General features: G+C 37.7%; 7 protein-coding genes. 3 read left to right on the forward strand and 4 right to left on the reverse strand.

Annotated features, from left to right (window positions below):
* Positions 1-18: 18 nt before the first annotated feature.
* The 4 genes from BUC21_RS10545 to BUC21_RS10560 form a co-directional block, all read right to left on the reverse strand.
* Entirely contained in the window at positions 19-1158 is a 1140-nt protein-coding gene (locus BUC21_RS10545; RefSeq protein ID WP_073402056.1) for an aldose epimerase family protein, read from the reverse strand.
* A gap of 201 nt (positions 1159-1359) precedes the next feature.
* Positions 1360-2511: a galactokinase gene (gene galK, locus BUC21_RS10550; RefSeq protein WP_073402059.1), complete on the reverse strand. Its 1152-nt coding sequence runs from the start codon at positions 2509-2511 to the stop codon at positions 1360-1362.
* Positions 2512-2555: 44 nt separating this feature from the next.
* A complete protein-coding gene (locus BUC21_RS10555) occupies positions 2556-3851 on the reverse strand; it encodes an MFS transporter (protein WP_073402062.1) in 1296 nt (431 codons plus the stop codon).
* Between the two features lie 44 nt (positions 3852-3895).
* Complete coding sequence (locus BUC21_RS10560) at positions 3896-4990, reverse strand: aldose epimerase family protein (protein ID WP_073402065.1); 1095 nt, start codon at positions 4988-4990, stop codon at positions 3896-3898.
* Positions 4991-5253: 263 nt separating this feature from the next.
* On the opposite strand from BUC21_RS10560, the gene BUC21_RS10565 reads away from it, so the two are divergent.
* The 3 genes from BUC21_RS10565 (at position 5254) to BUC21_RS10575 (ending at position 12985) form a co-directional block, all read left to right on the forward strand.
* On the forward strand, positions 5254-8115 hold the full coding sequence (locus tag BUC21_RS10565) for a TIM-barrel domain-containing protein (protein ID WP_073402068.1): 2862 nt from the start codon (positions 5254-5256) through the stop codon (positions 8113-8115).
* Between the two features lie 127 nt (positions 8116-8242).
* On the forward strand, positions 8243-10756 hold the full coding sequence (locus BUC21_RS10570; protein ID WP_073402071.1) for a glycoside hydrolase family 2 TIM barrel-domain containing protein: 2514 nt from the start codon (positions 8243-8245) through the stop codon (positions 10754-10756).
* 15 nt (positions 10757-10771) lie between these two features.
* Positions 10772-12985 (forward strand): glycoside hydrolase family 3 C-terminal domain-containing protein, encoded by a 2214-nt coding sequence (locus tag BUC21_RS10575; RefSeq protein ID WP_073402073.1) that lies wholly within the window; start codon positions 10772-10774, stop codon positions 12983-12985.
* The last annotated feature ends 145 nt before the right edge of the window (positions 12986-13130 follow it).

Raw genomic sequence — 13130 nt, forward strand, 5'->3', positions numbered from 1 at the left:
TTTTGTTAAATAGTTCTTTTATTTGGCAACCGAAAATTTATAGATACAATGGCTTTTGTATGTTTTTCCCGGTTCCAGGATTACAGAAGGCCAGTCTTTCTTATTTGGGCTGTCAGGATAATGTTGTGTTTCAAGGCAAACACCAGTACGTTGTTTATAAACGATACCACGTTTCCCTTTTACTTTTCCATCGAGGAAGTTTCCTGTATATACTTGTACTCCTGGTTCGTCAGTGTACATTTCCAAAGTAATTCCGCTGATTGGTGAAGTAAGTTTTGCAGCTAGTTTAGTTATATCTCCTGCAGTATTTAATACCCAGTTATGATCGTAGCCGTTTCCGTTCTTCAATTGTACATAATCGAATTTGTTGATGTCCTGACCGATAGCTTTTGGTTTAGTGAAATCCATTGGTGTGCCAGCAACAGGAAGTATTTCGCCTGTAGTCATGTAAGTGCTGTCTACCGGAGTGAATTTATCAGCGTTTACATATAATTGATTATCAGTTATTGTATTATTAGGATCTCCTGAAAGATTGAAATATGAGTGGTTAGTCATATTTATAATAGTTTTCTTATCAGTAGTTGCTTCGTAGCTGATATCGATAGCATTGTCTTTTGTAAGGGTGAAAGTTACTTTTGCTGTTACTTTTCCCGGGAAATTAGCATCTCCGTCAGGAGAGATACGAGTAAGTTCTACACAGCTGTCGCTGATAACTTTTGCATCGTATACCTGATATTGCCATCCTTCCGGACCTCCGTGCAAACAGTGGCCGAAATTATTTGTAGGCAGTTGAATTGTATCTTTGTCTAAAACGAATTTTCCTTTGTTTATACGATTGGCATATCTTCCAACGGAAGCACCGAAGTCACTAGGAATATTTATGTAATTTGAAATGCTGTCAAAGCCAAGTACCACATCCTGCATCTTACCATTCTTGTCGGGAACCATAATAGATACAATTCTTCCTCCAAAGTTTGTAATGCATACTTCCATACCAGCTTTGTTTTTAAGCGTGTATAGATCAGTCTTTTTCCCTTTAACCTCTGTTTGAAAGTTTTCTGCTTTTAATCCAGAGAGAGTAGCCTCTTGTTGAGGCTTATTGGCACAGGATGATAGTATACCTGCGGCAATGCTGAGTGTGAGCCAAAATTTCTTCATTTCATGATCTTTTTTAAGGTGATATTTATTGAGTGTAAAAGTAACACTTATTTCTATATGATTATATAATTATTAGTATGTTATAGAGCATGAAATGATAAATTGAATATAAAATCCGATCGGTTTTGACAGGTGCAAAAAAAAGGTGTATCATTCAAAATGAATGATACACCTTTCTATAAGGTTATGTTTATTTAAAACTTAAGCTAACTTGCGTGAACCATCGCTGATTACTACATCGTAAACTTTTGGACTTCTGCCAAACTTAGCTTTGAAAGATTCTTTTGCATCAGCAATAAATGCATCATACAATTCTTCTTTTACTAAGTTGATAGTACATCCACCAAATCCACCACCCATAACGCGTGAACCTGTTACTCCGTTTTTCTTAGCGCAGTCGTTTAAGAAATCTAGCTCTTCGCAGCTAACTTCGTAAAGCTTGCTCATACCGTGGTGTGTGCCATACATCTTTTCACCAACTGTTTCGTAATCGCCTTTTTCCAAAGCATCGCAAACGTCGAGTACGCGTTGAATTTCTTCAATTACATATTCAGAACGCATGTAATCTTCTGCAGTTACGTCGTTTTTAACAGCCTCAAGCATTTCCATTGTACAATCGCGAAGGAATTCTACTTCAGGGTGATTTTTCTTGATAGCAGCTACAACTGTTTCACAAGATTGACGACGTTTGTTGTATGCAGATGAAGCAAGTTCGTGCTTAACAACTGAGTCAAGTAAAACTACTTTGTATCCTGTTGGGTTGAATGGATAATATTTGTATTCCAATGAACGGCAATCCAAACGGATTAAGCTACCTGCTTTACCAAATACAGAAGCAAACTGGTCCATAATACCACAGTTTACACCGCAATAGTTATGTTCTGTAGCCTGTCCGATTTTAGCTAATTCGAATTTGTCGATACCACAGTTGAACATATCGTTCAATGCAAAAGCGTATGTGCTTTCTAATGCTGCAGATGAAGACATTCCGGCTCCAAGAGGTACATCGCCTGCAAAAGCAGTGTCGAAACCTTGAATTTTACCACCTCTTTTAATGATCTCGCGGCAAACTCCAAAAATATATCTTGCCCAACTTGCGTGTGGAGCATCTTCTTCGTTTAATCCAAATTCTACGTAATCTTTCAGGTCAATAGAATAAGCTCTTACTTTATCAGTTCCATTGATTTTAATTTCTGCCATCATTCCCTTATCAATAGCACCTGGGAATACGAAACCTCCATTATAATCAGTGTGCTCTCCAATAAGATTGATACGTCCCGGAGATGCGTAAACTGAACCTATTTCTCCGTTGAAGTGCTTTTGAAAGCGACTTCTAACAACTTCAATATCCATAATTCGTGTTTTATTTTTAGATTTCTATTTAAAATATAATATAATTATTCAACAGGAATATCCTTGTTTACATTTTTGCTACCGATAATTGCGTAGTAGAAGATGTAACCAACACCAGCAAATACAATCCAGAAGCTCATTAAGTAGCTGCTAGTGATGTCTGCCAATGCTCCCTGAATCAAAGGAAGGATACCTCCACCGCAAACCATTACCATGAATAAGCCAGAACCCATAGCTGTGTATTTACCAATACCTTCTACTGCAAGGTTGAAAATACCACCCCACATGATTGATGTACAGAATCCACAAAGAATGAAGAACATAACACCAACTGGTACAGTTGTCATACCAAAGCTGATATTTGATTTAAATACAGGCATTGAAACCATAGTTTCAGTAGGTGCAAACATTCCGATTAATAAGAATACTAAAGCAATTGAACTCACAAAAGTAAGCTGTGATTTACTAGAGAACTTAGCTCCAACAGCTCCACCTACGAAACGGCCAATCATCATTAAGAACCAATATGTACCGCAGATTGAACCAGCCATAGCTGCATCAATACCAATACCAGTAGCTCCTTCAGCATCTTTTGCTGTAGTTAGGAATAAGTTTACGAAGTTAGGGATACCAACTTCAACACCTACATAAACAAAGATTGCTACAGTTCCTAATAAGAAGTGACGGAAAGATAATGCACTGTGAGTATCTTTTTCTTTCTTTTCAGTAATAGTTTCTTTGTGTGGTTCAGGAATTTCCATAATGAACAGTACAAAGAATGCTAAAGCAAATACTCCCATTGCAATGAACAGTGCAGGAGCTGCATCGCTAATCTGTGCTTTTGCTACATCACCAATAAGGTAACCTACAAGGATAGGAACGATAGTAGCTGAAATAGAGTTACCGCATCCTCCGAACTGGATTAGCTGATTACCCTTTTTACCTCCACCACCTAGTGTGTTCAACATTGGGTTTACTACTGTATTTAACATACACATAGAGAAACCGGAAATAAATGCTCCTGTTAGATAGATAGCAAAGCTACTTGCTACACCAGACAGGAATTGAATACCTACGCCGACGAAACCTACTGCGATTGCTGCCAGAGCTGTTTTTTTATAACCGATTTTCTTTAGCATCATACCAGCTGGAATTCCCATGAAGGCATAAGCTATAAAGTTTGCAGCATTACCTAATTGGGTCATCCAGTTAGCTGCATTAAACTGATGTTTTACAATTATACCAAGTGGGTTAGTAAGACCGGTTACAAAAGAAACCATTGCAAAAAGAGCAAACATCATTGCTATAGGCAATGCGTAATTTTTCTGTTGATTAGACATGTCGTTTAAATTGTTAGTTATGAGATTAAATTAGTTTCTAAAGATTATTTTTCTACTCCAAATTTGTAAATGGTTACTTGAGAATACTCTTCTCCCGGATTCAGAGTAGCTGAAGGGAAATGAGGATTATTAGGAGTATCTGGAAAATGTTGTGCTTCAAAGCATAGTGCACTTCTTGCAGGGAAAGTAGCTCCATGAGCTCCGGCAAAACCATTTAACCAGTTTCCGGAATAGAGCTGTACACCTGGTTCCGTTGTATAAACTTCCATGAATCTTCCGCTGTTTGGTTCTACACATTTTACAGCGAAACTTAATTCACCTGCTTCTTTTTTGTTTAAAATATAGCAATGGTCGTATCCTGCTCCGTTTTCAATTTGCTGATGTTTGTCATTAATACGATCGCCTACAATATGAGGAGTTCTGAAATCAAGAGGAGTACCTTCTACTTTGGCAATTTCTCCAAAAGGAATGCATACATCATCAATAGGAGTATAATGATCTGCGTTTATAGTAAGAATGTTGTTGAGAACAGTTGGAGTAGGATTAGCTATGCCGGCGAGGTTGAAGAAACCGTGATTGGTAGGATTTACGAGGGTTGTTTTGTCTGTCTTTGCTTTATAACTTATTTTGAATTCATTTTCATCTGTTAATGAATAAGTCATAATTACATCCAGTTTCCCTGGGAATCCTTCTTCACCATCCTGGGCTGTATATTTAAATTCTACAGTTTGATCATCTTTTTGTTCAGCATCCCATACAACTGCATGAAATCCTTTTGGTCCACCATGCAGAGAGTTAGGTCCGTTATTGGTGGCAAGTGTATATTCAACGCCGCATAAAGTAAATTTTCCTTTGGCAATTCTGTTACCGTATCGTCCGATAGTAGTGCTAAGAAATGGTTCAGGACTATTTACTACATTGTCTATACTGTCGTGTCCAAGAATAACATTTGAGTAGTTTCCGTTTTTGTCCGGAGCCATAATGGATAATGTTGCAGCACCGTAATTAGTAACTGCGATTTCCATACCATTTTTGTTTTTTAGAATAAATAAATCAGTTGATTTACCGTTTATTGTTTTTTGGAAATCCTCACGCTTAAGGCCTGATAGGTTATTGTGAGCCATAGAAGTGTTTATCATATTTTATTTTAGTTTTATATTGTCATTGCAAATAAAGTCAAATTCTTCCGTATACCCAAATATATTTCTGTAAAACTGTTGACTAAATTAAGAAAGTTTAGCCCTTTATCAGGCTTTGAAACAAATTGTACCCCATGATGAAACAAATAGATACCTTTTCCTATCAAAAAGCGTACGCTAATAAAACAAATGTGTAATATAAGGTAATATTTTATATTATATCTTTACACCATTGAAAAAACTTATTAAATTTTTGGTAAACGATGAGAAACATATTTATTTATTTTTTAGCTGGAATATTGTTTATGTCTTGTGCAAAACCGGATTTTGAAAAAACTGCCGACGGGCTTATTGTACATTTAAAGAAAGAACAAAGTTTCGGTTTGAATCAAGTAAGATTGCAGGTTATTAATGATAAAATAATTCATGTGTCTGCTACTCCTGATGATAAATTTTCGGATGAAAAGAGCTTGATTGTTGTACCTCAAACCGGTAAGCAAGCTCCTTTTACTGTTGAAGAAAAGAATAATTGTGCTGTTCTTTCCACTGCTTCTTTAAAGGCTTTTGTAAATTTAAAGACTGGTGAAGTTAATTTTACCGATACTAAAGGAAACGCTGTTCTTCGTGAAAATAAAGGCGGAGGCAAATCTTTTACTCCAATTGAAGTGGAGGGTACCAAAGGTTACACTATGCGCCAGGTTTTTGAATCTCCCGATGATGAAGCTTTCTACGGACTAGGACAACATCAGTCTGATGAATTTAATTATAAAGGAAAGAATGAATCTCTTTTTCAGTACAACACGAAAGTGTCTGTGCCTTTTGTTCTATCAAACAAGAATTATGGAATTTTGTGGGATAACTACTCATTGAGTAAATTTGGTGATGATCGTGAATATGCTCAGCTGGATCAATTTAAACTTTTTGATGCAAATGGTAAAGAAGGTGGACTGACTGCTACTTATGTTCCCGATCCAAGAAGTGGAAAAGCAACAGTAACACGTACAGAATCTACTGTTGATTATGAAGATATTAAAACTATAAAGAATCTTCCGGCTAATTTTCCGTTTGATGGTGCTAATGTAACTTACAGCGGTGAGCTTGAGGCTAATGAAAGTGGAGTTTATCGTTTTTGGTTGTACTATGCAGGTTATACTGAAGTATATATTAATAATGTAAAGGTGGTTCAGGAACGCTGGCGTACTGCATGGAATCCTAATAGTTATAAGTTTACCGTGAATTTGGAAAAGGGGAAACGAGTTCCAATACGGATTGAATGGAAACCTGATGGCGGAATTTCTTATATGGCATTGAAAGCATTGAGTCCTGTTCCAGACAGTCAACAGAATAAACTTGCTCTTTATAGTGAAATGGGAAATGAGATAAATTACTATTTCATTAAGGGTAAAAATATGGATGAGGTGATTGGCGGATATCGTACGCTGACCGGTAAATCTCAGATTATGCCAAAGTGGGCAATGGGATACTGGCAGAGTCGTGAACGTTATAAAACTCAGGATGAATTGTTAGGCGTATTGAAAGAATTTCGTAAACGTCAGATTCCTATTGATAATATTGTGCTTGACTGGAATTACTGGCCTGAAGATTCATGGGGAAGTCACGATTTTGATTTGAAACGTTTCCCCGATGCTAAAGCTATGGTTGATTCTGTTCATCAGATGAATGCGAAGATTATGATTTCGGTTTGGCCTAAATTCTATGCTACTACAGCAAATTATAAAGAATTCGACAAGAACGGATGGATGTATCATCAAGCTGTAAAAGATAGTATCCGTGACTGGGTAGGACCGGGTTATGTTGGTTCTTTCTATGATCCTTATACCGTTGGTGCCCGTAAGCTTTTCTGGGAACAGATGAGGGATAAGCTTTATACAAAGGGTATTGATGCATGGTGGATGGATGCTTCCGAACCTAATGTTCGTGATTGTACAGATATGGAATATCGAAAGAAACTGTGTGGTCCTACTGCTTTGGGTCCTTCTACTAAATATTTCAATACTTACGCCTTGATGAATGCACAGGCTATTTATGAAGGACAAAGAGGGGTTGACCCTAATAAGCGTGTTTTCCTTTTAACCCGTTCGGGATTTGCCGGACTGCAACGTTATTCTACTGCTACATGGAGTGGTGATATTGCAACCCGATGGGAAGATATGAAGGCGCAAATTTCTGCAGGACTTAATTTTTCAATGGCTGGTATTCCTTATTGGACTATGGATATTGGTGGTTTCTGCGTAGAAAAAAGATATGAAAAGGGTCAGCGTGTGTTTGATAAGACCGGAAATGAAAATGCCGACCTGAAAGAGTGGCGTGAACTTAACACTCGCTGGTATCAGTTTGGTGCATTTGCTCCTTTATTCCGGGCTCATGGTCAGTTCCCATACCGTGAAGTATATAATATTGCTCCTGATAATCATCCTGCTTATCAGTCAATAGTGTATTATACGAAGCTACGCTATAGTATGATGCCATATATTTATTCACTTGCCGGGATGACTTATTTCAAGGATTACACCATTATGCGTGCCTTGGTGATGGATTTTGAAAAGGATGTTAAGGTTAATAATATAGGTGATCAGTATATGTTTGGCCCTGCGCTGATGGTTTGTCCGGTGTATCAATATGGAGCTCGTTCACGAGAAATCTATTTCCCCCAGACAACCGGATGGTACGACTTCTATACCGGTAAGTATATTCGTGGAGGACAAAAGCTGAATATTGCTGCTCCTTACGAACGAATTCCTCTTTTTGTTCGCGAAGGTGCTATTATTCCTTTTGGTCCTGATATGCAGTATTCAAATGAAAAGCCTGCTGATAAGATAACATTATTCGTATATGGTGGCAAAAATGGCTCTTTTAAATTGTATGAAGATGAAGGAGATAATTATAATTATGAAAAAGGTAAATATGCCACTGTTGAATTTACCTATGATGAAGCCTCAAAGTCTTTGGTTATAGGTGATAGAAAAGGAGAATTTAATGGAATGCTGAAAAACCGTACGTTTAATGTGGTGTATGTTAATCAGGCTAGCCCAAAAGCATTTGACTTAAAAGTAAAGGGGAAGACGGTGAAATATAGCGGCACTAAGCAAGTTATTAAACTATAACCTCAGTCTTTAATAAATCCTTGTACAAAAGATTGCTTTCTTTTGTACAGAACAATTCATTCTTTTGTACAGAAGAATGAATTGTTCTGTACAAGGAAATATAAATATAACCTGTTAACTTTAAAAAATGAAAAGATATAATCTTTTATGCCCGGCAATAACAGCTTTTTTAATACTGTTGTCTGTTTCGTGTTATGGTGCTACATCTCGTATTATATCTAGCTTCAATAACAACTGGACCTTCCATTTAGGTGAAGTGAAAGAAGCTTTCTCTCCAAATTTCAATGATAATTCGTGGCGTGTTCTGAATCTTCCTCACGATTGGGCTATTGAAGGGCAATTCAGTAAAGATAATCCTTCGGGCTGTGGAGGTGGAGCGTTGCCTGGTGGTATTGGCTGGTATCGCAAATCCTTTATGATACAATCTGATATTAAAGGAAAAAAGATCTTTGTAGACTTTGACGGCGTATATATGGATTCAGAAGTATGGATAAATGGCACTTCTTTGGGAAAACGCCCTTATGGTTACATCTCTTTTCGCTACGATCTTACTCCTTATATTAAGTTCGGTCAGAAAAACGTGATTGCTGTGAGAGTTGATAATAGTGAACAACCAAACTCTCGCTGGTATTCAGGATGTGGAATCTACCGGAATGTGTGGCTGACTATTGCCAATCCCATTCATGTTGATCAATGGGGGACTTATATTACTACTCCAAAAGTTTCCAGTAGGCAGGCAACAATTGCTCTTGAAACAAAGGTGAAAAATGACTCAAAGTCCGTTGTTACAGCACAACTAAGTTCTTTTATTCTGAATAGCAAGGGTGCCGAGGTTAAGAGATCTGTCAGCACATTGAAAATAAAACCAGGAGTGGTCGAAAAGACAAAACAAGTTATTGATATATTCAATCCGGAACTTTGGACACTAGAGAATCCCTATTTATATAAGGTGATAACTCTGATAAGTGTTGGCGGAAAAGTAGTAGATAAATACGAGACCCCATTGGGAATTCGCTATTTTAAATTCGATGCTCAGAAAGGATTTATGTTGAATGGTGTTCCAACAAAAATAAAAGGGGTGTGCATGCACCACGATTTAGGTTGCCTTGGTGCAGCTGTAAACACACGTGCCATTCAGCGACAGCTTGAAACTCTGAAAGAAATGGGTTGTAACGGAATTCGTTGCTCGCATAATCCTCCGGCTCCAGAATTGCTGGATTTGTGTGACCGCATGGGATTCATAGTAATGGATGAATCTTTTGATATGTGGCGCAAGAAAAAAACAGCGCACGATTATTCGCGCTATTTTAATGAGTGGCACGAACGCGATTTGACGGATCACGTTCTTCGTGATCGCAATCATCCTTCTATTTTTATGTGGAGTATAGGAAACGAGGTATTGGAACAATGGACGGATGCAAGTGCTGATACTCTGGATCTTCAGGCTGCAAATCTGTTACTGAACTTTAAGCGTGATCCAAAGATGCTTGCCAATAGGGGAGATTCCATGAGTGTAAATTCCTTGCTTACATTAAAACTAGCCAATATGGTTAAGGAATTGGATGCAACACGTCCGATTACTGCCGGAAATAATGAGCCGGATCCTAATAATCATCTTTTCCGCTCTAAAGCATTGGATATTATTGGATTTAATTATCATGAATCATACTTTAAGGATGTCCCTAAGAATTTTCCGGGCAAGCCGTTTATCGTAACAGAAGCTACTTCCGGACTAATGACACGTGGTTATTATCGCATGCCAAGTGATAGTATGTTTATATGGCCTTCTCGTTGGGATATTCCTTTCTTTGATGAGTCTTTATCCTGTTCTTCGTATGACAATTGTCATGTACCTTGGGGAACTACTCATGAAGATAGCTGGAGATTGGTGAAGAATAACGATTTTATTAGCGGAATGTATGTATGGACAGGTTTTGATTACCTTGGAGAACCTACTCCTTACAGTTGGCCTGCCCGCAGTTCTTATTTTGGAATTGTAGATCTTGCCGGATTCCCGAAGGATGTATATTATATGTATAAGTCCGAATGGACTAAAAAAGACGTTCTTCACGTTTTTCCTCACTGGAATTGGAAGGAAGGTGAAACGGTTGACCTTTGGGCATACTATAATAATGCTGATGAAGTAGAACTTTTCCTTAACGGCGAATCTCAAGGAATAAGAAAAAAAGGAAAAGATGAGTTTCATGTAATGTGGCGATTGAAATTTGTTCCTGGAACAATTAAAGTCGTTTCTCGTAAAAATGGAATAGAAGTATTAAGTAAGGAGATAAAAACAGCAGGTGCTCCAGCTCAGATTACTTTGTCGGCCGATAGAAAACAGATTAAAGCAGACGGTAAAGATCTTAGCTTTGTGACTGTAGAGGTAAAAGATAAAGATGGAAACCTCTGTCCTAATGCTGATAATCTGATTAATTTTAGCATTGAGGGAGAAGGGATTATTGTAGGAGTTGATAATGGTAGCCCCATAAGCAGTGAAAGTTTCAAGGCTAATTTTCGGAAGGCCTTCTATGGTAAATGTCTGGTAGTAATCCAGTCAACTGAAAATAAAGGTGTTATCACTCTGAAGGCAACCTCTGGTACTCTGAAAAGTAACGAACTAATTATAAATTCAACAAAATAACATAACAAATCTAATATGAAACAGAAATTAATTTATGCAGCAATGGCTCTTACGATAGGAGCTGCTTCAATAAAGGCTCAGCAAGTGCCTGCGTATCTGGACCAGAAACAGCCGATTGAAGTGCGGGTTAAAGATGCACTTTCACGTATGACGCTGGAAGAAAAAGTAAAACTATGTACGGCACAATCAAAATTTAGCAGCCACGGTGTGCCTCGTCTGGGTATTCCTGAACTTTGGATGAGTGACAGTTCTTCTGGCATTCGCGAAGAAATACAATGGGATAATTGGGGAAATGCCGGTTTTACCAATGATTCTTGTACTGCTTTCCCGGCACTTACTTGTTTAGCTGCGACATGGAATCCAAAAATGTCATCTATTTTTGGGAAAGCAATCGGCGAAGAAGCTCGTTACCGCAGAAAAGATGTATTATTAGGACCAGGCGTGAATATTTTCCGAACTCCACTCAATGGACGAAATTTTGAGTATATGGGCGAAGATCCATATCTTGCTTCCAAGATGGTAGTTCCTTATGTTAAGGGTTTGCAGTCTAATGGAGTTGCTGCTTGCGTAAAACATTACGCACTGAATAATCAGGAAGTTTGGCGTGGTAGCATAGATGTTCAGCTTAGTGATCGTGCACTATATGAAATTTATCTTCCTGCATTTAAAGCAGCCATAGTTGAAGGAGGAAGTTGGAGCATTATGGGATCATATAATAAAGTTCGTGGGCAGCATGCCTGTCATAACGATCTTTTGTTGAATAAAATATTGAAAGGAGAATGGAAATTTGATGGTTGTGTGGTAACCGACTGGGGTGGAGCACATGATACAAAAGAAGCTGTATTTAATGGCTTGGATATAGAAATGGGATCTTACACTAACGGACTTAGTTCCGGAAAGAAGTTTGCTTATGATGATTATTATCTAGCTTCGGCTTACCTTAAAGGTTTGAAGGATGGAACTTATCCAATGAGTTCTATTGATGATAAAGCCAGCAGAATACTTCGATTAATATTCCGAACAGCAATGAATCGTAATCGTCCATGGGGATCTTTTACCAGTGATGAACATTATTATGCAGCTCGCACCATTGCCGAAGAGGGTATTGTCCTATTAAAAAATGAATCAGCCAAGAAGAAAGAAGCGATTCTTCCTTTAAATGGTAATAAATATCGCTCAATACTTGTAGTGGGAGAGAATGCAATTCGTCGTTTAACAGAAGGTGGTGGATCATCTGTACTGAAAGTGAAGAAGGAAGTTTCCCCATTGGCTGGTTTGCAAGCTAAGTTTGGTGATAAAGTTAAATATACAATGGGTTATGCTTCCGGAAAACCTGTTTATGATCGCGAAGTTGCTCCCGATTTTAATACAGATTCTCTTCATGCAGAAGCTGTAAAACAGGCTGCAAATGCTGATTTGATAATTTTTGTAGGTGGGTTAAATAAGAATAATTTCCAGGATTGCGAGAATGCTGATCGTAAATCACTGGCACTTCCTTTTGGGCAAACTGAGCTGATCAATGATTTATTAAAAGTCAATAAGAATATGGTAGTAGTTCTGTTAAGTGGTAATGCTGTTGAAATGCCATGGATTAAGAATGTACCAAGTGTTTTGCAGGCATGGTATCCGGGATCTGAATCGGGAAATGCTATTGCAAACATAATAACAGGTGAGGTTAATCCAAGTGGTAAACTTCCTTTTTCATTCCCTGTGAAACTGGAAGATAATGCTGCACATTCATTTGGCTCTATTGCTTATCCCGGAGATGGTGTGAAGGAAGAATATAAAGAAGATATCTTGGTTGGCTATCGCTGGCATGATACTAAAAAGATTCCCGCTTTATTTCCTTTTGGACATGGATTGAGTTACACTCAGTTTAAGTATGGAAAAGCAGTTGCCGATAAAAAGAATATTTCTGGAACAGAATATATAACCGTAACGATTCCGGTTAAGAATGTTGGAAACGTAAAGGGTAAAGAAGTTGTTCAACTTTATATTGGTGATGAAAAGTGTAGTGTAATTCGTCCTGTAAAAGAATTGAAAGACTTTCAAAAGATAGAACTTGCTCCAGGAGAGGAAAAAAATGTTTCTTTTAAAATAGGAAAGGATGCTCTAAAATTCTTTAATGAGACTTCACATGACTGGGTAGCAGAACCAGGAGCCTTTAAGGTGTATATTGGTTCTTCTTCAACAGATATCCGTTCTGTAGTAAATTTTGTGTTTAACTAGGTTAACTGTTAATTGTGAACATTATAAATGGGTTGTCCGTGATGGATAACCCGTTTTTTGTTTCTAATGAAACTGTTTTTTTTGTGCCGATTATATTTCTAATTTAGTAATCAAAATGAAAAAATAGCACATTGTTGTTTGGTAT

This window comes from Bacteroides luti (assembly GCF_900128905.1).
In the GTDB taxonomy this organism is placed as follows: Bacteria; Bacteroidota; Bacteroidia; order Bacteroidales; family Bacteroidaceae; genus Bacteroides; species Bacteroides luti.

Coding starts and splice junctions, on each gene's coding strand:
- BUC21_RS10545 (WP_073402056.1), bottom strand. CDS start 1,158: ATGAAGAAATTTTGGCTCACACTCAGCATTGCCGCAGGTATACTATCA.
- galK (WP_073402059.1), bottom strand. CDS start 2,511: ATGGATATTGAAGTTGTTAGAAGTCGCTTTCAAAAGCACTTCAACGGA.
- BUC21_RS10555 (WP_073402062.1), bottom strand. CDS start 3,851: ATGTCTAATCAACAGAAAAATTACGCATTGCCTATAGCAATGATGTTT.
- BUC21_RS10560 (WP_073402065.1), bottom strand. CDS start 4,990: ATGATAAACACTTCTATGGCTCACAATAACCTATCAGGCCTTAAGCGT.
- BUC21_RS10565 (WP_073402068.1), top strand. CDS start 5,254: ATGAGAAACATATTTATTTATTTTTTAGCTGGAATATTGTTTATGTCT.
- BUC21_RS10570 (WP_073402071.1), top strand. CDS start 8,243: ATGAAAAGATATAATCTTTTATGCCCGGCAATAACAGCTTTTTTAATA.
- BUC21_RS10575 (WP_073402073.1), top strand. CDS start 10,772: ATGAAACAGAAATTAATTTATGCAGCAATGGCTCTTACGATAGGAGCT.